This window comes from Pseudomonas sp. PARCl1 (assembly GCF_947311875.1).
Classification (GTDB): domain Bacteria; phylum Pseudomonadota; class Gammaproteobacteria; order Pseudomonadales; family Pseudomonadaceae; genus Aquipseudomonas; species Aquipseudomonas juntendi.
The window spans coordinates 46,455-68,876 of record NZ_CAMZMX010000026.1 but is presented as its reverse complement, the minus strand read 5'-3'; the positions used below and the strand labels follow the sequence as shown (position 1 = coordinate 68,876).

Annotated in this window: 17 protein-coding genes and 1 tRNA gene; 2 read left to right on the top strand and 16 right to left on the bottom strand. The window is 63.1% G+C overall.

Going from position 1 to position 22,422, the window contains the following annotated elements; genetic code table 11:
* Nucleotides 1-167: 167 nt before the first annotated feature.
* The 9 genes from QME24_RS15265 to QME24_RS15225 form a co-directional block, all read right to left on the bottom strand.
* Nucleotides 168-1,991 (bottom strand): S9 family peptidase, encoded by a 1,824-nt coding sequence (locus tag QME24_RS15265; protein ID WP_280091564.1) that lies wholly within the window; start codon nt 1,989-1,991, stop codon nt 168-170.
* Complete coding sequence (pqqE, locus tag QME24_RS15260) at nt 1,957-3,117, bottom strand: pyrroloquinoline quinone biosynthesis protein PqqE (RefSeq protein ID WP_029888064.1); 1,161 nt, start codon at nt 3,115-3,117, stop codon at nt 1,957-1,959. The genes QME24_RS15265 and pqqE overlap by 35 nt, the downstream gene beginning before the upstream one ends.
* Nucleotides 3,089-3,364, bottom strand: a complete 276-nt coding sequence (pqqD, locus tag QME24_RS15255) for a pyrroloquinoline quinone biosynthesis peptide chaperone PqqD (protein ID WP_009682813.1) — start codon at nt 3,362-3,364, stop codon at nt 3,089-3,091. Before pqqD ends, pqqE begins: the two co-directional genes overlap by 29 nt.
* On the bottom strand, nt 3,361-4,116 hold the full coding sequence (gene pqqC, locus QME24_RS15250) for a pyrroloquinoline-quinone synthase PqqC (RefSeq protein ID WP_009682812.1): 756 nt from the start codon (nt 4,114-4,116) through the stop codon (nt 3,361-3,363). The genes pqqD and pqqC overlap by 4 nt, the downstream gene beginning before the upstream one ends.
* Nucleotides 4,117-4,219: 103 nt before the next feature.
* A complete protein-coding gene (gene pqqB, locus QME24_RS15245; protein ID WP_009682811.1) occupies nt 4,220-5,131 on the bottom strand; it encodes a pyrroloquinoline quinone biosynthesis protein PqqB in 912 nt (303 codons plus the stop codon).
* Between the two features lie 83 nt (nt 5,132-5,214).
* Nucleotides 5,215-5,286, bottom strand: coding sequence for a pyrroloquinoline quinone precursor peptide PqqA (gene pqqA, locus QME24_RS15240; RefSeq protein ID WP_003243383.1), 72 nt, complete (start codon nt 5,284-5,286; stop codon nt 5,215-5,217).
* 158 nt (nt 5,287-5,444) lie between these two features.
* A complete protein-coding gene (gene pqqF / locus QME24_RS15235; protein WP_280091565.1) occupies nt 5,445-7,745 on the bottom strand; it encodes a pyrroloquinoline quinone biosynthesis protein PqqF in 2,301 nt (766 codons plus the stop codon).
* A gap of 132 nt (nt 7,746-7,877) precedes the next feature.
* On the bottom strand, nt 7,878-8,672 hold the full coding sequence (locus QME24_RS15230; protein WP_054904258.1) for a carbon-nitrogen hydrolase family protein: 795 nt from the start codon (nt 8,670-8,672) through the stop codon (nt 7,878-7,880).
* 15 nt (nt 8,673-8,687) lie between these two features.
* On the bottom strand, nt 8,688-10,370 hold the full coding sequence (locus tag QME24_RS15225; RefSeq protein ID WP_054904257.1) for an NAD(P)/FAD-dependent oxidoreductase: 1,683 nt from the start codon (nt 10,368-10,370) through the stop codon (nt 8,688-8,690).
* Between the two features lie 488 nt (nt 10,371-10,858).
* Between QME24_RS15225 and QME24_RS15220 the strand changes: the two genes are divergently transcribed.
* Complete coding sequence (locus QME24_RS15220) at nt 10,859-11,290, top strand: hypothetical protein (RefSeq protein WP_009682807.1); 432 nt, start codon at nt 10,859-10,861, stop codon at nt 11,288-11,290.
* 12 nt (nt 11,291-11,302) lie between these two features.
* Here the strand turns inward: QME24_RS15220 and QME24_RS15215 are convergent, their stop codons facing one another.
* The 6 genes from QME24_RS15215 to rpsU all read right to left on the bottom strand — a co-directional run bounded on the left by QME24_RS15215 (nt 11,303) and on the right by rpsU (nt 20,536).
* Complete coding sequence (locus QME24_RS15215) at nt 11,303-11,764, bottom strand: Lrp/AsnC family transcriptional regulator (RefSeq protein ID WP_280091566.1); 462 nt, start codon at nt 11,762-11,764, stop codon at nt 11,303-11,305.
* Between the two features lie 223 nt (nt 11,765-11,987).
* Nucleotides 11,988-12,064, bottom strand: a tRNA-Ile gene (locus QME24_RS15210).
* Between the two features lie 16 nt (nt 12,065-12,080).
* The gene (locus QME24_RS15205; RefSeq protein ID WP_235768373.1) at nt 12,081-15,824 is read right to left on the bottom strand and encodes a bifunctional diguanylate cyclase/phosphodiesterase; all 3,744 of its coding nucleotides are present in this window, start codon (nt 15,822-15,824) and stop codon (nt 12,081-12,083) included.
* Between the two features lie 296 nt (nt 15,825-16,120).
* Nucleotides 16,121-17,971 (bottom strand): RNA polymerase sigma factor RpoD, encoded by a 1,851-nt coding sequence (rpoD, locus tag QME24_RS15200; protein ID WP_054904254.1) that lies wholly within the window; start codon nt 17,969-17,971, stop codon nt 16,121-16,123.
* A 67-nt stretch (nt 17,972-18,038) separates the two neighbouring features.
* On the bottom strand, nt 18,039-20,018 hold the full coding sequence (gene dnaG, locus QME24_RS15195; RefSeq protein WP_054904253.1) for a DNA primase: 1,980 nt from the start codon (nt 20,016-20,018) through the stop codon (nt 18,039-18,041).
* Nucleotides 20,019-20,320: 302 nt separating this feature from the next.
* Nucleotides 20,321-20,536, bottom strand: coding sequence for a 30S ribosomal protein S21 (rpsU, locus tag QME24_RS15190; RefSeq protein ID WP_003255575.1), 216 nt, complete (start codon nt 20,534-20,536; stop codon nt 20,321-20,323).
* A gap of 204 nt (nt 20,537-20,740) precedes the next feature.
* Between rpsU and tsaD the strand changes: the two genes are divergently transcribed.
* On the top strand, nt 20,741-21,766 hold the full coding sequence (tsaD, locus tag QME24_RS15185) for a tRNA (adenosine(37)-N6)-threonylcarbamoyltransferase complex transferase subunit TsaD (protein WP_280091567.1): 1,026 nt from the start codon (nt 20,741-20,743) through the stop codon (nt 21,764-21,766).
* Between the two features lie 16 nt (nt 21,767-21,782).
* Here the strand turns inward: tsaD and plsY are convergent, their stop codons facing one another.
* Nucleotides 21,783-22,352: a glycerol-3-phosphate 1-O-acyltransferase PlsY gene (plsY, locus tag QME24_RS15180; RefSeq protein ID WP_009682800.1), complete on the bottom strand. Its 570-nt coding sequence runs from the start codon at nt 22,350-22,352 to the stop codon at nt 21,783-21,785.
* Nucleotides 22,353-22,422 lie beyond the last annotated feature (70 nt).

Here is a 22,422-nt window from a genome sequence, read left to right as displayed (position 1 = left end):
TTGGCCCGAAACAAACGTAGGAGCGAGCGCAGCTCGCGATTGCGCCGCGCGGGCGGCGCTCGATCTCACAGGCGCTGCATATCTTCTGACAAACACCTGTCAGCCCTGACGCGATCCCTGTGGGAGCTGGCTTGCCGGCGATTGGGCTGCAAAGCAGCCCCCAAGGGTCAGCCTTCCAACACCCGGCAATAGAACATCCACTCTTCTTCCAGCGCATGCGCCAGGTTCTGCGCCTTGCGGAACCCATGCCGCTCGCCCGCGTAGAAGTGCCCTTGCGCCTCGATCCCGTTAGCCTGCAACGCCGCCAGCATCGACCGGGTCTGCTCTGGCACCACCACCGCATCCAGCTCGCCCTGGAAGAAGATTACCGGCACCCTGATCTGCCCTGCATGCAGCAGCGGCGTGCGTTGGCGGTAGCGCTCGGCATCCAGGGCGGGGTCGCCAATCAGCCAGTCCAGGTAATCACCCTCGAACTTGTGCGTGGCACGCCCTAGCGCTATCGGGTCGCTGACCCCGTACAGGCTGGCACCGGCACGAAACACGTCATGGAACGCCAAGGCGCAGAGCGTGGTATAGCCCCCCGCGCTGCCGCCGCGGATGAACGCCTTGCGTGGGTCGACCAGGCCCTGTGCTGCTAGGTGCCGGACCGCTGCACAGGCGTCGGCCACATCGCTCTCACCCCAGCGCAGGTGCAGTGCCTGGCGGTACGCCCGGCCATAGCCGGTGCTGCCCCGGTAATTCAGGTCGGCCACGGCAAAGCCGCGCTGGGTCCAGTACTGGATGCGCGGGTCGAGCACCGGGTAGCAGGCCGATGTCGGGCCACCGTGGATGAACACCACCAGCGGTGCGGCCCCCTGCGAACGGGCCGCCGGGTAGAAGAAACCATGCGCCGGCTCACCATCACTGGCGTAGTGGAACGCCTGTGGCAGGCTGACGTGGTCGGCTGGCAGCACTTCGGCCCCACCTGCCAGCACGCGAACCTCGTGGTTGCTGCGGTCGATGGCAATCACCGCCGGCGGGCTGATGGGCGAGGCGGCGATGGCATAGAGGTGGTCGCTGTCTATGGCCAGGTTGCGAAAGCGGGTGTAGGCACTGGCGAAGCGCTCGGTGCGGCCATCGGCCCCGCGCACCCCCAGTTGGCCGAAGCCGTTTTCGAACCAGCTGGCCAGGTAGCTGTGTGGGCCCAATGGCAACCAGGTGCAGGTGCCCAGCTGCCAGGGGGCCGCCGCGTGGTCTGCCTGCTCGGCAGGCATCGCCTGCCACTGGCCATCGACTTCGCCCCAAGGTTGCCAGAACCCATTGCGGTCGGACAGGCAGTACAGCCGGCCTTCGCCATCGAAGCGCGGCTGCTGCAGCGATTCTTCGGCTGCCGCCACGCACTGGGCGGGCAACCAGTGGCCACTGGCATCGCGCATGCGGCACATCAACCGGGTCACGGTCCATGGCTGTGCCGGGCGGTCCCATTCGATCCACGCCAGGCGCTGGCCGTCGCCACTTACCGTCGGTGCAGCATAGAAGTCGGCGCCTTCGGCAAGCACTTCGCAGCCGCCGTCGCGCAGCGCGACCAGGCGATGTTCGACCTGGTCGGCGTGGCGTTCTTCAACCGCCAGCACCTGGCCGTCGTGCCATTGCACATCGCCATAGCGGCAGTTGGCATTCTGCGTCAGGGCCCGCGGTTCCAGGTCGTCCAGCGGCTGGGTATAGACCTGCTGGTCCTGCTCGTTGACGAACACCAGCCCGTCGCCGCCCAGGCAGAAACTGCCACCGCCATACTCGTAGACCCGGCTGCGCACGCTGAAGCCATCCGGGGTCAGACAGCGAGCCTGGCAGTACAACCAGTGCCAGATGCGGCAAGCCCCATCGGCGGGGCGGAATTCCAGCCAGAACAGCCCGTCGGCACTGACCTTGAGTTCGGCAAAGTCGGTGCCGGCGGCCACGGCCTGGGCCGCGCTGAATTCAGCCGCGGGCGATGACACGGGAGTTACGTTCATTGCGGAAGGTCATCTGTTCAATGGCGAGCTGGGCGCTTTCGGCCTCCTCGCGAGCCTTGAGAATGATGCCGTGGTCGGCCGACTTGGCGCACACCGGGTCGGCGTTGCGGGCGTCGCCGGTCAGCATGAAGGCCTGGCAGCGGCAGCCGCCGAAGTCCTTTTCCTTTTCGTCGCATGAGCGGCACGGTTCGCGCATCCACTCGTAGCCACGGAAGCGGTTGAAGCCGAACGACTCGTACCAGATGTGGTGCAGGTCGTGCTCACGCACATTAGGAAACTGCACCGGCAGCTGGCGGGCGCCATGGCAGGGCAGTGCGGTACCGTCAGGTGTGATGGTGAGGAACAGGTTGCCCCAGCCATTCATGCAGGCCTTGGGGCGCTCTTCGTAGTAGTCCGGGGTGACGAAGATCAGCTTGCACGGGTTGCCTTCGGCCTTGAGTTTTGCGCGGTACTCGTTGGTGATGCGCTCGGCACGCTCCAATTGCGCGCGCGTTGGCAGCAGGCCAAGGCGGTTGAGGTGCGCCCAGCCATAGAACTGGCAGGTGGCAAGCTCGACGAAGTCGGCTTCCAGCGCGATGCACAGCTCGATGATGCGGTCGATCTTGTCGATGTTGTGCCGGTGGGTGACGAAGTTGAGCACCATCGGGTAGCCGTGGGCCTTCACTGCGCGGGCCATTTCCAGCTTTTGCGCAAAGGCCTTCTTCGAGCCGGCCAGCAGGTTGTTGACCTGCTCGTCGCTGGCCTGGAAGCTGATCTGGATATGGTCCAGGCCGGCCTCCTTGAATTCGGCGATGCGCGCCTCGTTCAGGCCAATGCCGGAGGTGATCAGGTTGGTGTAGTAACCCAGCCGACGGGCCTCGCCAATCAGCTCGGCCAGGTCCTGGCGCACCAGCGGCTCACCACCGGAAAAGCCGATTTGCGCGGCGCCCATCTGGCGTGCCTCGGCCATGACCTTGAACCACTGTTCGGTGTTCAGCTCCTGGCCCTGGGCGGCAAAGTCCAGCGGGTTGGAGCAGTACGGGCACTGCAGCGGGCAACGGTAGGTCAGCTCGGCCAGCAGCCACAGCGGCAAGCCCACAGCGGGCGTGGGCGGCAACTCAGGCGAGGACGATCCAGTGTTCGGCACGGGCTACCTCCATGAACTGCTCGATGTCCTCGGCTACCTGGGGCACGCCGGGAAATTGCTGTTCGAGTTCGTTGATGATCGCTGCTACGTCGCGCTGGCCATCGATCAGCCCACCGATCAGGCTGGCGCTGTCATTGAGCTTGATCATGCCTTCAGGGTAGAGCAGCACATGGCCTTTCTGCGCCGGTTCGTACTGGAAGCGGTAGCCGGGGCGCCAGTTCGGCACTTGGTTACGGTCGAAACTCATAGGGTGATCCCCTTGTGCCACACCCGGTCCTGGGTGACGGAGTGATAGGGCGGGCGGTTCAGCTCGTAGGCCATGCTCATGGCGTCGAGCATGCTCCAGAGGATATCCAGCTTGAACTGCAGTATTTCCAGCATACGCTCCTGGCCTGCGCGGGTGGTGTAATGCTGCAGGGTAATGGCCAAGCCGTGCTCCACGTCACGCCGGGCCTGGCCCAGGCGGGTACGGAAGTACTCGTAGCCGGCCGGGTCGATCCACGGGTAGTGTTGCGGCCAGCTGTCCAGGCGCGACTGGTGGATTTGCGGGGCGAACAGTTCGGTCAGCGAGCTGCTGGCCGCTTCCTGCCAGCTGGCGCGGCGGGCGAAGTTGACGTAGGCGTCTACGGCAAAGCGCACGCCGGGCAGTACCAGCTCTTGCGAGCGCAACTGGTCGGGGTCCAGCCCCACCGCCTGGCCCAGGCGCAGCCAGGCCTCGATACCGCCGTCTTCGCCTGGGGCACCGTCGTGGTCGAGCAGGCGCTGTATCCACTCGCGGCGTACTTCGCGGTCAGGGCAGTTGGCCAGGATCGCGGCATCCTTCATGGGGATGTTGACCTGATAGTAGAAGCGGTTCGCGACCCAGCCCTGGATCTGCTCGCGGCTGGCCCGGCCCTGGTACATCGCCACATGATAGGGGTGATGGATATGGTAAAAGGCGCCCTTGGCGCGCAGGGCCTGCTCGAACTCGGCAGGGGACATCGGCAGTGCATCGCTCATTCGGCTGGCTCCTGTAAAACGCTTGACTGGCCTGGCAACTCACCCCTGTGGGAGCGGGCATGCCCGCTCCCACAGGGGTTCAGTGTCGTCTGGCCGTCTGTATTTACAACTCGATACTCATGCCATCGAAGGCCACTTCCACGCCCCGGCGCAGTACTTCGGCGCGTTCGGGCGATGCTTCATCAAGTATCGGGTTGGTGTTGTTGATGTGGATAAGCACTTTGCGCTGGCGCGGGAAGCCATCGAGCACTTCCAGCATGCCGCCGGGGCCGTTCTGCGCCAGGTGGCCCATCTCGCGCCCGGTGCGGGTACCAACGCCACGGCGCTGCATTTCATCGTCTTCCCACAAGGTGCCGTCGACCAGCAGGCAGTCGGCGCCGTGCATCATCGCCAGCAGCTTGTCATCGACCTGGCCCAGGCCAGGGGCGTAGAACAGCTTGCCGCCGGTACGAGTATCTTCGACCAGCAAGCCAAGGTTGTCGCCCGGGTGGGGGTCGAAGCGGTGCGGCGAGTAGGGCGGTGCGGCGCTGCGCAGCGGGAAGGGCGTGAAGCGCAGGTTGGGGCAGGCGTCGATCACAAAGCTGCCTTCGAGCTCGATGCGGTTCCACTGCAGCCCACCGTTCCAGTGGCTGAGCATGTTGAACAGCGGGAAGCCAGTGGTCAGGTCCTGGTGGACCATGTCGGTGCACCACACCTGGTGCGGGCAGCCTTCGCGCAGGCTGAGCAGCCCGGTGGTGTGGTCGATCTGGCTGTCCAGCAGCACGATGGCGTTGATGCCGGTATCGCGCAGGGCCCGGGCTGGCTGCATGGGCGCAAAGGCTTGCAGCTGCGCGCGGATGTCGGGCGAGGCATTGCACAGTACCCAGTGCACGCCGTCGTCGGACAGGGCGATGGACGACTGGGTGCGCGCCGTTGCGCGCAGGGTGCCGTCACGGTAACCCTTGCAGTTGACGCAATTGCAGTTCCACTGCGGGAACCCGCCACCGGCGGCGGAGCCGAGAACCTGGATATACATGGCCACTCTCTATGCTGTGCGAAATCCGTATCTTGAAAACGAAAACGCCCCGGCAGGCCGAGGCGTGGAACCGTAAGCCGGGCTTAGCGGTTAGCGAAGTACATGGTGACTTCGAAGCCGATACGCAGATCAGTGTAAGCAGGTTTGGTCCACATGGAGTTACTCCTTCCGGATGGGTTTTGGTTTGCTCAGCTACTACTTGGGTACCGCCATGCGCAGGAGGTTCCCAGAACTGGGATTGCGCTATCTTACAAGAAAAATTTGTACCGAAAGGTTAATTATTCGAAAAGTGCCATTGCACTTTGCGTAACAATCATGGGCTTCCGCCCTGCCAGGAAGTGTCTGGCGCGGCAGCGTTGGCCAGGCAAAGCCAGACAGTCCCCGTATCGAGCAGGTTGCTGAGCAACTGGTCCAGATCCGTCTGCCGCGTGTTCAGGATAGACCTGCGCAGGCCATCGAGCTGGCCTGGTTGTGTAGCCAGGTGTGTCTGCCATGCCCACTCGGCGACCTCCGCGTTGGCCATGGCCGGCTCGGCAAATTGGTCGGCCAAGGCCTGGCGAACCCCGGCGTCAAGGGTAACGCCCTGGCGCAGCAGGGCCGTCAGGTGGTCAAGGACCTGAACCTGGCCGGTGTGCGGAGACTGCACACCGAACAACAGGCCACCCACGCCCTCGATCTGGCGAAAGGTACTGAATACCGCGTAGCCCAGTTGCAGTTCCACTCGCAGCCTTTGGTAGACCGGGCCTTGCAGTAATTGGGCGAGCAGGCGGCCGCGGGCTTCGTCTGCCGCAGCCAGTGGGCAGAACAGCAGCAGGGCGTGTTCACTGCCTGGTGCGCTAACGTGGTACCAGCGCTTGCTGGCCCAGCTGGGTGCCGGCGTAGGCCGCGCGCCTTGGCCGCGGCACTGCTGCACGGCAACACCCAGTGCGCCCAGCGCCCGGGCGTCGAAACCCGTGGCCAAGCCTTGCCACTGCGATTGCTGCCATAGGCTTGCGAGGTGCTGCTGCCCCACCGTGCAATCCGGCGTTGTTTCAGGCAGGCCACCGGCTACCGCATCCGGCAGTTGCTGCAGCAACAGGCGGATGGGTATCAATGCCGGGAGCTGCGCGGGGCTGGCTTGCCAGCAGTTGGCAGGCGGTTCGCGCAGCAACCCCAAGGCCTGGTGCGTTGTGCGCAGCACCGCTGCTGGCAGCCCGGCGCAGCGCAACTGCCAGTAAGCGCCGGCACTGGTGAATTGCAGTTGCACCGAGGCGCGTTCACAGCGTTCCTGCAACGGCGCCAGGGCCTGTTCGAGCACCCGTTTCAGCGGCTGGCGCAAGGGCGAAGGCACCTGCCAGCGCAGGTACAGCGCCGCGTACTGGCGCGAGGCCGGGAGCTGGCCACTGATGGTCAGCGCCGCCGGCAGCGGCTGAGGGTTGGCATTGGGCAGTTCGGCACTGAGCAACGGGTCGGCTGGCGGCAATTGCCAATGGCCGCACTCGGCGCAGGGCAAATCAGCAAGCAGCGCATCCAGCGCGTGCAGGCCTTGGGCATCCAGTTGGGCGAACGGCCGGCCTGCGCTGTCCCGGCGGGCCAGCTCCAGTGCGCTTGCACTGTGCGCGCGGCTGCGCTGCAACACACCGAACTGCTGGTTCAGCGAACGGCGGTCGGCTTGGCGCATGAAACTGAACCAGCCGTGCAGCAGGTCGCGGGCTTCGTCCGGGCAGGCGTTGGCACTGAGCTTGAGGTCGAGGTGCCACAGCAACTGACCGGCGAATGCATACAGTGTTTCAGCTTTGAAACTGTGCAGCCAGCCACGCTCACGCAGGGTGCCCAGCCAGCTCCCGGGGCGGCTGTCTTCAAGGCCGGTGGTCAGCAGCTCCAGCGCTTGCTCGGCGCCGTTTGGGAGTTGCTGGTGCGTGAACACCAGCGGGTCGGCCGTTGCCGACAGGCAGGGTGGCTGCGCCTTAGCCACAGGCTGCCCCACAGCGAAAAGCCCGGCATGTTGGCGGCCGATTCGCTCCAGTTCAGCCAGCGGTTGTGGGCCGCACAGGCTCAAGGTGATCTGCCCGCCCTGGTAAAAGCGCCGGTGAAAACCGCCGAGCGCTTGCTGGAAGCGCGGATCCTGCAGGGCCAGGGTGTAACGGTTGCCGGCATGGAATGCGCCCAGCGGATGGCCAGGCCCGGCCGCTTGCAGCAAGGCGAACTGCTGCTGGGCCTGCGGGTTGCGGGCCCAGGCGATGAACTCGGCGTGAATCACCTCGCGTTCGCGGCGCTGGCGCTCGCTGCCCAGGTCGGGTTCGGCAAGCATCTGGCACAGGCGCTCAAGGCCGCCGGCCAAAGCACTGGGTGGCACTTCGAAGAAAAAGTCGGTAGTACGTTCGCGGGTGCTGGCGTTGACTTGGCCGCCGAGGGTTTGCACGTAGCGCATCAAGCCATCGTTCAGCGCAAAGCGGGAGATACCGAGAAAGAACAGGTGTTCGAGAAAGTGCGCCAGGCCGGGCCATTTGGCGGGGGCATCGTGGCTGCCCGCGTGCACCCGCAGTGCGGCCGCCGAGCGCTTCAGGCGCGGGGCGTGGCGCAGGGTCAGCTGCAGGCCGTTGGCGAGGGTCAGGTGGCGGGTGGCGTCAGGCATGGGGGGCTCCGGTTGCTCGGTTTCCATGCTAACCCATTTGTTTCCAGGCCCGACCCCTTCGCGGGCGAGCCCGCTCCCACAGGTACTGCACAGGGCTTTAGATTCACGCGGTCGATGTGAAAGCGGCCCCCGTCAGCCTTGACGCAGGTGCAGCTCCTGGCGCAGATCGCTCAGGTAGGGGAAGGCCGCGCGCCCCTGCACCACCCGCTCATGCTCAAGTTCGGCCAGCAACAGGCATTCATCGTGCCCGGCCATCGCCAGCAGGCTGCCGTCCGGGCCGATGATGCTGCTTTGCCCGCAATACTGGATCTGCCCTTCTGCCCCGCAGTAGTTGGCATACACCAGATAACACTGGTTCTCCTGCGCCCGCGCCCGCACGGTCACCTGGCAGGTGAAATCGTAGGGCGCCATGTTCGCCGTTGGCACCAGAATCAGCTCGGCGCCGTCCAGTGCCAGGCGCCGGGCGTTCTCCGGGAACTCGATGTCGTAGCAGATCAGCAGGCCGACCTTCCAGCCCTCCAGCTGTACCACCGGGAAGTGATCGGGGCCGGGGCTGAACATCGAACGGTCCAGTTCGCCGAACAAGTGGGTCTTGCGGTAGTTGCCCAGGCTGCGCCCATGGGCGTCGATCAACTGCACGCTGTTGTAGATCGCCCCGTCCTCGCCGCGCTCCGGGTAGCCGTAGACAATGGCGATGCGGTACGCCTGGGCGATTTCCACCACCGCCATGGCTGCTGGACCATCGGCCGCCTCGGCCAGGTGCTCCACCTGAGCCAGGCCGATGTTGTAGCCGCTGAGGAACATTTCCGGGCACACCAGCAACTGCGCGCCACGTTCAACTGCCAGCTGCGCCTGCTGGCGCAGCCGTTGCAGGTTGCCGGGTACATCCAGCGGCTGGGGATGGCCCTGGAACAGAGCAATGCGCATGTTGCCTCCTGCGTGTCAGTCGGCCAGGGCGATCGGGCCGATCTCGTCGAACACGTCGCCAGGGCCTGGGTTGTCGGGGTGGGTACGGCCACCGAAGTGGTTCATGATACCCCACACCGCATTCAGTGAAGTTTGCACCGCGCCCTCGACCCAGGCAGGTGTCCACGACACGTCGTCCCCGGCGATGAACATGCCGCGCTGTTCGGCGGGCATGTCCTGCTGCATGAAGTGGGCGTACATGCGCTGGTTGTAGCGGTAGTGGCCCGGCAATGCACCCTTGAAGGCGCCGAGGAAGTACGGGTCGGCTTCCCAGGACACGGTGATCGGGTCGCCGATGATGTGCCCGGCAATGTCGGTTTTCGGGTAGATCTTTTTCAGCGCATCCAGGGCCAGTTGCACGCGCTTTTCCACCGGGTGCGGCAGCATCTTCAGCGCATCGCTCATCCACGCGTAGGACAGGCAGATGACCCCCGGTTTGTGGTCACCGTTATCGAACAGGTATGTGCCGCGGGTGAGGCGGTCGGTGAGGGTCATGCTCATCAGGTCGCGGCCGGTTTGCGGGTCTTTGTCCTTCCAGAACGGCCGGTCGACCATGACGAAGGTCTTCGAGGACTGCATGTAGCGGGTCCGGTCCAGGGCCATCCACATTTTTTGCGAGAACAGCGATTCCTCGCAGTCGATCTGCGTGGTCAGCAGCCAGGTCTGGCAGGTGGTGAGCACTGCACTGTAGTGGCGGGTGTCACCCCAGTTGTCGGTAACCGCCAGGCGCCCGTCGGCTGCGCGGGCGATACGTTTTACACCGGTACGCGGCGCGCCGCCATGCAGCGCGCTAAGGCTGGTGCCCTGTGGCCAGTGCACGCAGCGCTCCGGTACATGGCGCCAGATACCTTGTGGCACCTGCTCAACGCCGCCGACTACCAGGTGCTGATGGTCGTCGCAGTTGGTCATGACCACGCGGAAAATTTCCAGCATCGAGTTGGGGAAGTCCGAGTCCCACCCGCCCGTGCCGAAGCCGACCTGGCCGAACACCTCGCGGTGCTGGAAGCTCAGCTTGGCGAACGAGCGCGAGGTGGCGACGAAGTCATAGAAGGTGCGGTCGTCCCACAGCGGTACCAGCTTGTTCCACAGCGCCTTCAGGCGGGTGACATCACGGTCGCGGATGGCTTGCTGAATGTCGGAGAACTGGGCACCGCTTTCCAGCGCATCGGCCCAGGCGTCGGCCACTTCATGGAACAGTTGCGGCAGGTCGGCAGCCTTCTCGGCGTAGTAGGTCTGGCCCTCCAGGTCGATCACCGTACTGCCCGACGCCGGGGTCAGCGGGTTGGGGAAAGGCTTGGTTTCCAGGCCTAGCTTGTCCACATAGTGGTAGAAGGCAGTGGACGACACCGGGAAGCGCATGCCGCCGAGTTCGGCCACGATCCCGTCGGTGCCGTTGAAGGCTTGCGAGCGCAGCCGGCCGCCAAGCTTGGAGGCCTCGTAGACCACCGGCTTGAGGCCCAGCTTCATCAGTTCGTACGCCGCCACCAGGCCGGCGATGCCCGCACCTACGATGGCCACCTCTTCACCGTGGCGTTCAGCCGGGATACTGCCAAGGCCTGCCGGGTGTTCAAGCCAGTCGTCGAAAGCGAAGGGAAAGTCCGGGCCAAAGATGGTGATCGGCTTCTTGCCGTCGGCGGGGTGGCGGTTTTTCTTGTTCATGAAGTGACCTTGCCAGAGGGGCTGCGCGGTGAGCAGAGCCTGAGTATAGGAGATGCCTGGTGGTCATTTTAGGGACAGCGGGGTTCGTAATTAAGATGCAGAGTGTTGTCTTAATGTCGTTTTCTGAGTCGAAATCTATTTCAAAAAATACATTATGACGAACAATGGCCCGTTGTAGGAGCGGCCTTGTGTCGCGAAAGGGCCGCAAAGCGGCCCCAGCAACATCTGCTGTATGCACAAATCCTGGGGGCGCTTCGCACCCCTTTCGCGACACAAGGCCGCTCCTACAACGGGCTGTGTAGCACTTGCGATCTGGGTGATCAGATACGTCCTACACCCATGCCTTGAGATAAAGAATTACCCTACACCCGCTATAGCCCCGGTCTGGCTGCGCGGAAAATGTCTCAGGGTTAACGTCACCGGGTCGCCGTTCTAAGGGCGACTGGGTGTGAGAACCCATCATTCAACTTCGCACCAAGGCTTGTGTCATGGCAGCCGTGCGCGGGCAGGCTTTGGCCTGGCCGGATTTCCAAGTTGGCCGGTTCTCACCCCGTGCATGGCTGCCACCTATTTCCCGTGAGAAGGAGTTGGTAGGCAGTTTCCTCAAGGCTCAATTTGGGAATTGCATCATGAAACAGACGGATTCTGACCGACCCGAAAAACTCAAACCCACCGCCGAAAAGCCCTTCTGCAACTGCGAAGCCAGCCACCCGCCGCTCTTCGCCATCCGCCCCGGCATTGACGCCGCCGACGCCTTGGTCCACGCCTGCCTGCTAGCCCGTGGCCTCAACCAGATTGCCTCTGACTACGCGCAACACCACGCGCCCGAGCGCAGCCGTGACATTGTCTGGTCGATGCAGCATTCTGCCGAAAGCCTGTCGGCCATCCTCGATGGCCTGCTTGACGGTCAGGAAGCCTGACCGCCAGCCCGCTCACAGCGGCTGACCGCGGTCCACCTTGCTGCTGAGGATGATCGACGTGGTGGTTTTCTCCACCCCGTCGACACTGCCGATCTGGTCAAGCAACTGGTCCAGTTGCTCGGGTGAGTCCGTGCGCAGCCAAGCCACGTAGTCGAATTCGCCACTTACCGCGCACAACTGCTGCACTTGCCCCATGGCACTCAAACGCCGCACCACGTCCTTGCCGCAGCGCGGTTGCACCTTGATCCCCACATACGCTTGCAGCCCGCCACCGATCACACTTTGCCCAAGGCGCACACCGTAACCGGCAATGACCTTGGTCTTCTCCAGCCGCTCCAGGCGTGAGTTGACCGTGGTACGGGCGATACCCAGCTGACGCGCGAGGTTGGCCACGCTTTCACGGGCGTTGATCTGCAGCAGCGCGATCAGCTGGCGATCGATTTCATCCAGGGTGATAAGGCGGGCATCCGACATGGCGAGTCTCTACGGTTGGCCCGCTAGCCTAGCCAGCCAATGCCAATCAGGGCAAGGCCAGCCGCTGCCGACGCGGCCCCTGTAGGAGCGGCCTTGTGTCGCGAAAGGGTGCATAGCGCCCCCAGGATTTGTGCATCAAGCAGATATCGCCGGGGCCAGAGCACGCTCCGAAGCATATTGCCAGGCATGAAAAAGCCGCGCATTCGCGCGGCTTTTCAGTAGCTGGTGGGCCCACACGGACTCGAACCGTGGACCAAAGGATTATGAGTCCTCTGCTCTAACCGACTGAGCTATAGGCCCTCAGTAAGTGGCCGGATTATAACGAGGGTTTCGCAGCTGTGCCATCTGAAAGATCCGATAGTGCTATGCGAAGGAACGAAGCAGCGAATTCCTCTGGCGGCAGTGGCAGGCTGACGATGTAGCCCTGGATCTGCTCGCAGCCTTCCGCTGCCAGGAAACGCTGTTGCGCCTGGTTTTCCACCCCTTCGGCAATGATGGTCAATTGCATGCTGCGGCCCAGCGCGATGATCGCCCGGGCGATGGCTGCATCGTGGGGATCGTCAGGCAGGCCGCGGATGAACGACTTGTCGATCTTGAGGATATCCAGCGGCAGGCGCTTGAGGTAACTCAGCGATGAATAGCCCGTGCCGAAGTCGTCAATGGCCAACTGCACGCCCAGTTTCTTCAGCTGGTGGAGCACGACCAAGGCTTCTTCGGCCTGGCTCATGATGAAGTTCTCGGTAATTTCCAACTGCAGGTCGCCCGCCTTCAGGCCGTAGGTCTTGAGTAATTGCTCGATGCGCTTGGCCAGGCCGTGATGGCGCAATTGGGCGCCAGCCAGGTTGATCGAAAGCGGGCCGAACGCTTCATAGTCCCGCTTCCAGCGATGCATCTGCCGGCAGGCCTGCTCCAGTACCCAGTCACCCAACTGCAGGATGGTGCCGTTCTCTTCGGCCAGGTGGATGAAGTGCTCAGGCGGCACCTCACCGAAGGTCGGGTGGCTCCAGCGGATCAGCGCTTCGGCGCCGACCAGGCTCTGGGTCTTGAGGCTGAGCTTGGGCTGGAAGCACAGGCTCATTTCATTGCGCTCCACGGCGCGGCGCAGTTCATGCTCCAGGGCAATGCGTTCGCTGGCCTGGGCGGTGAGGTCGCGGGTGTAGGCTTCGACGCGGTTGCGGCCCTTGGCCTTGGAGCGGTACATGGCGGCATCGGCGTTGCGGATCAGCGTGGCGACGTCGCTGCCGTCTTGTGGGTACAGGCTGATGCCAATGCTGGCGCTGGTGAAGAACTCGTGTTCGCCAGCCTGGAACGATGCGTTGAAGCAAGCCAGCAATTTGTTGGCGATGGAGCTGGCGTCGCTGGGCTTGTGCAGGCCGGGCAGCAGGATGATGAACTCGTCGCCGCCCAGGCGGGCCACGGTGTCGACGTCACGTACCTGCTCTTTCAGGCGCTGGGCGATACCTTTGAGCAGCAGGTCGCCGACCGGGTGGCCGAGGCTGTCGTTGATGTGCTTGAAGCGGTCAAGGTCAAGGAACAGCACCGCACCCTGGCGGTTGGACACCTGCGCACAGGCCAGTGCAGCCTGTAGGCGGTTCTCGAACAGGGCGCGGTTGGGCAGGCCGGTCAGTGGGTCGTGGTGGGCCTGGTAGTCGAGCTTGGCCTGGGCATGCTTGAGGCTGGAAATATCAGCGAACACCGCGACGAAATGGGTGATTTCGCGCTCGGTGTTGCGCACAGCGCTGATGGTCAGCCAGCTGGGGTAAAGCTCCCCGCTCTTGCGTTTGTTGAAGATCTCGCCCTGCCAGTGGCCTTCAGCGGTCAACTGGTGCCACATGGCGGCGTAGAAGGCACTGTCGTGCTGGCCGGAGGCGAGCAGGCGCGGGGTTTGGCCGAGGGCTTCGATTTCGCTGTAGCCGGTAATTTCGCTGAACGCACGGTTGACCGCGCTGATGCGCTGGTCGATGTCGGTAATCAGTACGCCCTCGGCAGTGTTCTCGAATACCGTGGCGGCCAGTTGCAGTTTTTCCTGCATGAGGTGGCGTTCGGTAATGTCGCGGGCGATGGTCAGCATGCAGTCGATCCCGGCAATCGGCAGTGGCCTTGCCGAGAGTTCGCACAAGCGGATTTGCCCGTCGCTGCGGCGAATGTGGCAGGTGAAATCACGCACGAAGCCGTCGCGGTTCAACTGGTCGACCAGGCGTTTGCGCTCGTTGAGGTCGACCCAGATGCCAAGGTCCAGCGACGTCTGGTCGATGGTCGGGTTCAGATCGTAGCCGGTCAGGCGGCAGAAGCCTTCGTTCACCTCCAGCAGCAAGCCGTCACTCTGGCGCGACAGCAGCAGCCCGTCGGGTGAGGCGTGGAAGGCCTTGGCGAATTTTTCTTCAGAGGTTTGCAGTTGCTGCTGGGTTTCCTTGAGCTGGCTGATGTCGCGTACCGCCACTACCAACGCGGGGGTGCCGTCGAGCTCGAAGGTTTCCGCCGAGGTCAGGCCGGTAAACAATTGGCCATTGCTGCGGCGGAAGGTCATCTCCAGGTTGCGGATACCGCCTTGGTGCAGGCGCTCCAGCACCCGTGGCCCGCTGCCTTCTACGCCCCACAGGTTGAGCTCGGTAGCGGTACGGCCGATCACCTGGTCCGGCGCCAGGCCGATCTGTTCCTCGAACGCCTCGTTCACCTCCAGCAGGCAGCCATCGCTGTGGCGGGCGATAAGCAGGATGTCGGGGCATTGCTGGAACACCGAGGCGAATTTTTGCTCGGACAACCGCAGGGCGTCCTCGGTGCGCTTGGTTTCGCTGATGTCGATCATCAGGCCGCGCATCACGGGGTGGTGGCCATGTTCGATCATGCTGACGATGTTGCGTACCCAAAGCGCTTGGCCGTCGGCGCGGATGACTCGGTAATCGAGGCTGTGGTCGCGCCCGGCAGCGGTTTCGCTGTCGCAGTACGCCTGGGCCCAGAGGGCATCTTCCGGGTGCAGTATGCTGCGCCAGAAGCCCGGTTTCAGCCAGTCGGTCAGCGGGTAGCCGAGCAGGCCCTCGGCGTGGGGTGACACATAGCTGTAGGTATAGTCATTGGCGTCGGCTTCCCAGGCAATGGCTGACAGGCTTTCGACCAGCCCACGGTAGTGGTATTCGCTGCTGCGCAGCTCCTGCTCCAGGGCAATGCGGCGGGAAATTTCCGAGCTGAGCCGGCGGTTGATGCGGATGACAATGGCCAGTACGCCCATCAGGAACAGCACGGTTGGCAGGCCGTACACCAGCAAGTCGGACCAGAACATCCGCTGATCGACCACATTGCCCACCCAGCGCTGCTGGATCTCGCTGATTTCGCCGCTGCTCATGTCGGCCATCACTTTGTCGAGAATGCCGACCAGGACTGGATTGTTGCGCGGCACGGCCATGGCCAGTTGATAGCGATAGGGTGTTTCACCGCTGACATACAGGCCATCGAGCTTCAGCTGGCGCAGGCTCCAGATACTCGATGCCAAGTCCCCGACCACAGCATCCACCTGGTCGGTGGCCAGGGCCTGCAGCGCCGAGCTGACGTTAGGCAGTGCCACCAGGTTGAGGTCTGGGTGGTGGGTGCGCAGCAACTCATGTGGCGCATAATTTTCGACCACGGCAATTTTCAGCCCATACAGGTCTTTCAGGTCGCGCGGTTGAGCGCCGCCCTTGTGGGCGAGGATCACGATGGGAAAGTCCAGGTATGGCCGGGTGAAGGACAGGTAGGCCTGGCGTTCTGGCGTCGACATGATGCCGGGCAGTAAGTCGATTCGGTTTTCGCGTGCCTGTGCCAATACCTCGGTCCAGTTACTGGGCTCGACCGGTTTCAGTGTCACGCCCAGGCGTTGCTGGATCTTGGCGATGTAATCGGCGGCCAATCCCTGGTAGCGGCCCTCCTGGTCGCGAAACTCGAACGGCGGCCAGGAGGCATCTACGCCCAGGCTCAGCTGCGGGTGGGCAGCCAGCCAGGCTTGCTCCTCGTCTGTCAGGGTAAGGGCGCCGGCCGTTGTGCTCCAGACAATCAGGATCAGCAACAGGATGGCCGGCTTCAGGGGCATGACGGCCTCGCTTTCAGGTGGTCTGAAGTCGAGTGTAGACGGGCATTGCTGCTGGTGTGCGGAAGAACAAGAGGCCTTTTGTCAGATACAACAGTGCCTTGAGAAAAACCCCGGCCTGGGCTTAATGCGAGTCAGTTGAGAAATTTGGGGTCGCTTTGCGACCCTTCGCGGGCACGCCCGCTCCCACAGGGGATCGCGCATTTCTTGAGTGGGAGCGGGCGTGCCCGCGAAGGGCTGCAAAGCAGCCCCAGTAACGCTTAACTAACAGGCATTAGGCCTGGGCCGGGGTTCGTTCGTCACTCGTCGAGGAAGGAGCGCAGGTGCTCGCTGCGCGTCGGGTGGCGCAATTTGCGCAACGCCTTGGCTTCGATCTGACGGATCCGCTCACGGGTCACGTCAAACTGCTTGCCCACCTCTTCGAGGGTATGGTCGGTGTTCATGTCGATACCGAAACGCATGCGCAGCACTTTGGCTTCGCGTGCGGTCAGGCCCGAGAGCACGTCACGGGTGGCTTCTTTCAGGCTCTCGACCGTGGCTACATCGATCGGGGACTGCATGGTCGAGTCCTCGATGAAGTCGCCCAGGTGCGAGTCTTCGTCGTCACCGATCGGGGTTTCCATGGAAATCGGCTCTTTGGCGATTTTCAACACCTTGCGGATCTTGTCCTCAGGCATCTCCATGCGCTCACCCAGCTCTTCCGGGGTCGGTTCGCGGCCCATTTCCTGCAGCATCTGCCGGGAAATACGGTTGAGCTTGTTGATCGTCTCGATCATGTGCACCGGAATACGAATGGTGCGAGCCTGGTCAGCGATCGAACGGGTGATTGCCTGGCGAATCCACCAGGTGGCGTAGGTCGAGAACTTGTAACCACGACGGTATTCGAACTTGTCTACCGCCTTCATCAAACCGATGTTGCCTTCCTGGATCAGGTCGAGGAACTGCAGGCCACGGTTGGTGTACTTCTTGGCGATGGAGATAACCAGACGCAGGTTTGCCTCGACCATTTCTTTCTTGGCGCGGCGGGCCTTGGCTTCACCGATCGACATGCGACGGTTGATTTCCTTGATCTCGGCAACGGTCAGGCCGGTTTCGGTCTCAAGGTCGATCAGCTTTTGCTGGCAAGCAACGATGGCGGCGTCCTTTTCACCCAGGGCGGCTGCCCATTTGGTGTTGCGCTTGGCCAGGTCACCGCTCCAGGTCTGGTCGGTTTCGTTACTGGGGAACAGGCGCAGGAAGTCGGCGCGCGGCATGCGGGCGTCACGCACGCACAGTTGCATGATGGCGCGTTCTTGCTGGCGCAGACGGCTCAAGGCGTCACGCACGCGCTCGACCAGTATCTCGAACTGCTTCGGTACCAGTTTGATCGGCATGAACAGGTCAGCCAGGGCCTGCAGGGCCTCGATGCTTTCCTTGTGGTTGCGACCGTGTTTCTTCAGAACCTTGTTGGTGACCTGAAGCTGGTCGTTGACCGCACCGAAACGCTGTGCGGCGACAACGGGGTCGGGACCGCTTTCGGTCTCTTCTTCGTCGTCACTGCCTTCGCTTTCTTCGTCTTCGTCGTCCGACTCTTCCTTGGCCGCTGGGGCCTTGGCGCCGATGACTGGCACTTCGTCGGTGGGCGCTGCGATATTGTCGTCAGGGTCGATGTAACCGCTGAGAACATCGGACAGGCGGCCACCTTCCGCGGTGACACGGTCATATTCGCCGAGAATGTAATCGACAGTGCCCGGGAAGTGGGCGATGGCACCCATGACTTCACGAATGCCTTCCTCGATACGCTTGGCGATTTCGATCTCGCCTTCGCGGGTCAGCAGCTCGACCGTACCCATTTCGCGCATGTACATGCGCACCGGGTCGGTCGTGCGGCCGATATCGGTTTCAACTGCCGCCAACGCAGCAGCGGCTTCTTCGGCCGCGGCTTCGTCGGTGTCGGCTTCCGCCAACAGAAGGGCATCCGCATCCGGAGCACTCTCGAATACGTTGATCCCCATGTCGTTGATCATGCGGATGATGTCTTCCACCTGTTCCGGATCTGAAATATCCTCAGGCAGGTGGTCGTTGACCTCCGCGTAAGTCAGGTAGCCCTGCTCACGACCGCGGGTGATCAACTCTTTGATACGAGACTGCTGTTGCGCTTTTCCGGACATAACACCCTATCCACTGAAGGTCTTGGCGGGCAAAAAACAAGCCGAGGATTATACCCGAGCATGGGCCTCACGCGCCAGATGAGGTCGGCGTTTGTGCGGGAACATTCCGGCTCAGCAAGGCGAGGAGCTGGGTTTTTTCCTCGCTGGTCAATTCGCTTTGACGTGATTTCCTGAGCAGTTGTTCCAGGCTGCGCTCGCGTTGGCGGGCGGACAAGCTAGTAATGGTGTCGAAAAACTGTTGTTCAAGGTTGTCGGCCACGATCAGCCATTCCTTTTCTGCCAAGGCCCGCAGCAGGCGGCCCTGTTCGGTGCCATGCCAGCGTGCAATCAACTGCATTGAGCTTAGCCCAGGATTTTTCTGTGCGGCTTCGATCAATGCCACCAGCAGCTGGCTGTACAGGTGCTCTTCGTCGGCGAAGTGGCTGGCATCTTCCACCTTGCCCGCCAGCAGCGGGTGGTGCAGCAAGGTACGCAGGGCCGCCAGGGTAGGTGGTTCGACCGGCGCCGGCACCCGTGGCGGCGCTTCATCGCGCTGCCAGTTTTTCCCGCCCTTGCGGTTCTTGTCCCATGGTTTGTCGCCCCACGGCTTCTTGCCGCCGCCCTTGTTGGGCTTCCAGGCCTGCTCCTGCTGGAACGGCGCCGGCTCGAACTGCGGCATGTCACCATAGTCGGGGGTGTAGCTGGCCATGGCGTCGTAATCGTAGCCAGGGTCGTAGTCCGGCATGCTGGTGGGCGCGGCTGCCTGCTGGGCCAGTTGCTCGACCTGTTGAGGGTCGAGGCCGGTGATTTCTTTCAGGCGGTTGCGCATCAGCTGGCGCAGGTTGGCGCCGGGAATCTTTTCGATCAACGGTGCGGCCAGGGTCGCCATGTGGGCCTTGCCTTCCAGCGAGCGCGGGTCGGCTTCGACGCCCAGTTGCTCGAAGAAGTAGTCGGCCAGCGGCTGGGCGTGCTGGTTGATGCGGGCCATGAAGGCGTCGGTGCCTTCGGCGCGTACCAGGCTGTCTGGGTCTTCGCCTTCAGGCAGGAACAGGAAGCGCGCCCGACGGCCGTCCTGCAGGTTGGGCAGCGCCGATTCCAGCGCGCGCCATGCCGCTTTGCGCCCGGCCTGGTCGCCGTCGAAGCAGAACAGCACGCTGGGCACCACGCGGAACAGGCGCTTGAGGTGTTCTTCGCTGGTGGCCGTGCCAAGGGTGGCCACGGCATTGCGCAAGCCTTGCTGGGCGAGGGCGATGACATCCATGTAGCCCTCGACAACGATGATTTCGTCGAGGTTGCGGTTGTGCTTGCGCGCCTCGTACAACCCGTACAGTTCCTGGCCCTTGTGGAATACCGGGGTTTCCGGGGAGTTCAGGTACTTGGGTTTGTCGTCGCCGAGCACCCGGCCACCAAAGGCGATGATGCGCCCGCGGCTGTCACGGATGGGGAACATTACCCGGTCGCGGAAGCGATCGTAGCGCTTGCCGCTTTCGGCGTTCTCGATCAGCAGGCCGGCATCGATCATCACCTTCTGCTGCAGGGCGTCGGCGCCCAGGTGCTTGAGCAGGTTGTCCCAGCCGGGCGGGGCGAAGCCCAGGCAGAAGTCGCGGGCAATTTCCCCGGACAGGCCGCGGCCTTTGAGGTAGTCCACCGCCGCCTTGCGGGTCGGGTGGCTGCGCAACGCCTGGCGGTAGAATTCGGAGGCTGCATCCAGCAGTGGGTATAGCGGCGAATCGGTGGGCTGACGTGGCTTGTTGTCACGGCGCCCTTGTTCGCGGGGTACTTCCATGCCGGCGGCGCGGGCCAGCTCCTCGACGGCCTGGGGGAAATCCAGGTTGTCGTGGTCCATGACAAAGCCCAGGGCGTTGCCTCCGGCGCCGCAGCCGAAGCAGTAGTAGAACTGCTTGTCGGGGCTGACCGTAAAGGAAGGGGTTTTTTCCTTGTGGAACGGGCAGCAGGCGGAGTAGTTCTTGCCGGTTTTTTTCAGCTGGACGCGCGAACTCACCACATCGACGATGTCGAGGCGGTTGATCAGGTCGTCAATGAAGCTCTGGGGAATCAGCCCGGCCATGGCAGTCTCGTCATCTGGCAACTGGCAAGTCTAATCGCTCGCGCGCCGAATGGGGCGGGTGCCGCTTGATATGGTGCGAGGAAATGTGTGCTCGCCGCCGGCCACTAGGGGCCCGTCAGTCTGACGTGCACGTCTGGTCATGGAACAGCGAAGACCAGCTCTGACGTTTCAGGCAGGTTGCCCGTATGCAGTTCGCGTGAAGCTTGTGCGGGGCCTTGGGCTGGCTGCCCAAGTGTAAAACGACCACTGCCATCGCCCGGCGTTAGCCGGGCAGGGCAGAAGCTTTGCGTTGAACGCCTGTATTAGTACAGACGAACGGCGCGGCGCTGTTCGCGCTGAACTTTCTTGGCGTGACGCTTAACAGCAGCAGCTGCTTTGCGCTTACGCTCTGCGGTCGGTTTCTCGTAAAACTCGCGGCTACGAACTTCAGCCAGTACACCGGCTTTTTCGCAGGAGCGCTTGAAACGACGCAGAGCTACGTCGAAGGGTTCGTTCTCTTTAACTTTGACGGCTGGCATCCAGGGCTACCTTAATTCATTACCGGGGTAGACGTGCTCCTGGCAAAACAAAGGTGTGCTGGAGAACGTCGGTTTTCAAGGGTTGCGGATGTTAACCCTTAGCAAGCCGGAATGCAAAGCCTCTGATCGAAAACCGCTGGTCGGCACTCGGCACGGGGACTATCATGCGCGGCTTCGAATTCAGCCCCCACAAGGGACGAGCCCATGCTAGTACTGGGATTGGAAACATCCTGCGACGAAACTGGCGTCGCATTATACGACAGCGAACGCGGTTTGTTGGCCGACGCGCTGTTCAGCCAGATCGACCTGCACCGCGTGTTTGGCGGTGTGGTGCCCGAGCTTGCCTCGCGTGACCACGTCAAGCGCATGCTGCCCCTCATCCGCCAGGTGCTGGACGAGGCGGGCTGTGTCGCCACCGAAATCGACGCCATCGCCTATACCGCCGGCCCTGGCCTGGTCGGGGCCTTGCTGGTGGGGGCGTCGTGCGCCCAGGCCCTGGCATTTGCCTGGGACATTCCGGCAATTGGCGTACACCACATGGAAGGTCACCTGCTGGCGCCCATGCTGGAAGAAAACCCGCCCGAGTTTCCGTTCGTCGCTTTGTTGGTGTCCGGCGGCCATACCCAGCTGGTTCGGGTGGATGGCATCGGCCGATACGAGCTGCTGGGCGAGAGCCTGGACGATGCCGCTGGCGAAGCTTTCGACAAGACCGCCAAGCTGATTGGCCTGAATTACCCGGGTGGCCCGGAAATCGCGCGCCTGGCCGAGCAGGGCGTGCCGGGGCGCTTTGTGTTCCCCAGGCCGATGACCGATCGCCCTGGCCTGGAATTCAGCTTCAGTGGCCTGAAGACGTTCGCCCTGAACACCTGGCAGCAGTGCAAGAATGCTGGCGACGACGGCGAGCAAACCCGTTGCGACGTGTCGCTGGCATTCCAGCAGGCCGTGGTAGAGACTTTGACCATCAAGTGCAAGCGGGCCCTCAAGCAGACGGGCCTAAAGCGCCTGGTCATCGCCGGGGGCGTAAGTGCCAACAAGGCCTTGCGCGCCTCGCTGGAAGAGATGCTGGCTGGCATGAAGGGCAACGTATATTACGCGCGGCCGCAGTTCTGCACCGACAACGGCGCGATGATCGCCTATGCCGGCAGCCAGCGGCTGCTGGCCGGGCAGCAGCAGGGCCTGGGGATCAGCGTGCAGGCACGCTGGCCGATGGAGCAATTGCCACCGCTGTAACGGTAGGCGGCAAGGTTCAGAAGTGGCGCTCGCGCCCGGCAAACAGATCGCGCAGGTTGCTGCGGTGGCTCCAGACGATCAAGGCGGTGAGCACCGTGATCGGCAGCAGGGCTTCCGGCTCGCGCCAGGCCAGCAATGGCAAGGTCAGCGGGGTGGCGATCAGCGCGGCCAGCGAGCTGGTACGGGTGAGGTAGAAAATCAGCAGCCAGGCGCCAACCGCCAGCAGCGCGGCGGGGAAATACAGGCCCATGAGCATGCCGGCCGCCGTCGCCACGCCCTTGCCACCCTGGAAGCGGAAGTACACTGGAAACAGGTGGCCCAGCACTGCATACACGCCTACCCAGGCCTGTTCTTGCAGGTCCAGCCCGGCGAGGCGGGCGAGCAATACTGGCAGCAGGCCCTTGCACAGGTCGCCAAGCAGGGTCAGGATCGCCATTTTACGGCCTGCCAGGCGTAGCATGTTGGTAGCGCCGGCATTGCCTGAACCACTGGAACGCGGGTCCGGGCTGCCTGAGAGGCGGCTGAGAACAATGGCGAAGGACAGCGAGCCGAGCAGGTAGGCGAGCAACGCCAGTAACCAAAACATGCTAACTATTCCGGGCGAGGACGCCCTGATTCTAACGGCGCCAGTCGCCCTTGTCGTGCTGTGGAGAGAA

What these genes read in the sequence shown, in the direction of transcription:
- plsY (WP_009682800.1), bottom strand. Translation starts at nt 22,352, where the DNA reads ATGTTTTGGTTACTGGCGTTGCTCGCCTACCTGCTCGGCTCGCTGTCC.
- rpoD (WP_054904254.1), bottom strand. Translation starts at nt 17,971, where the DNA reads ATGTCCGGAAAAGCGCAACAGCAGTCTCGTATCAAAGAGTTGATCACC.
- QME24_RS15220 (WP_009682807.1), top strand. Translation starts at nt 10,859, where the DNA reads ATGGCAGCCGTGCGCGGGCAGGCTTTGGCCTGGCCGGATTTCCAAGTT.
- tsaD (WP_280091567.1), top strand. Translation starts at nt 20,741, where the DNA reads ATGCTAGTACTGGGATTGGAAACATCCTGCGACGAAACTGGCGTCGCA.
- QME24_RS15225 (WP_054904257.1), bottom strand. Translation starts at nt 10,370, where the DNA reads ATGAACAAGAAAAACCGCCACCCCGCCGACGGCAAGAAGCCGATCACC.
- pqqC (WP_009682812.1), bottom strand. Translation starts at nt 4,116, where the DNA reads ATGAGCGATGCACTGCCGATGTCCCCTGCCGAGTTCGAGCAGGCCCTG.
- pqqB (WP_009682811.1), bottom strand. Translation starts at nt 5,131, where the DNA reads ATGTATATCCAGGTTCTCGGCTCCGCCGCCGGTGGCGGGTTCCCGCAG.
- QME24_RS15205 (WP_235768373.1), bottom strand. Translation starts at nt 15,824, where the DNA reads ATGCCCCTGAAGCCGGCCATCCTGTTGCTGATCCTGATTGTCTGGAGC.
- QME24_RS15230 (WP_054904258.1), bottom strand. Translation starts at nt 8,672, where the DNA reads ATGCGCATTGCTCTGTTCCAGGGCCATCCCCAGCCGCTGGATGTACCC.
- QME24_RS15215 (WP_280091566.1), bottom strand. Translation starts at nt 11,764, where the DNA reads ATGTCGGATGCCCGCCTTATCACCCTGGATGAAATCGATCGCCAGCTG.
- QME24_RS15265 (WP_280091564.1), bottom strand. Translation starts at nt 1,991, where the DNA reads ATGAACGTAACTCCCGTGTCATCGCCCGCGGCTGAATTCAGCGCGGCC.
- dnaG (WP_054904253.1), bottom strand. Translation starts at nt 20,018, where the DNA reads ATGGCCGGGCTGATTCCCCAGAGCTTCATTGACGACCTGATCAACCGC.
- pqqD (WP_009682813.1), bottom strand. Translation starts at nt 3,364, where the DNA reads ATGAGTTTCGACCGTAACCAAGTGCCGAACTGGCGCCCCGGCTACCGC.
- pqqF (WP_280091565.1), bottom strand. Translation starts at nt 7,745, where the DNA reads ATGCCTGACGCCACCCGCCACCTGACCCTCGCCAACGGCCTGCAGCTG.
- rpsU (WP_003255575.1), bottom strand. Translation starts at nt 20,536, where the DNA reads ATGCCAGCCGTCAAAGTTAAAGAGAACGAACCCTTCGACGTAGCTCTG.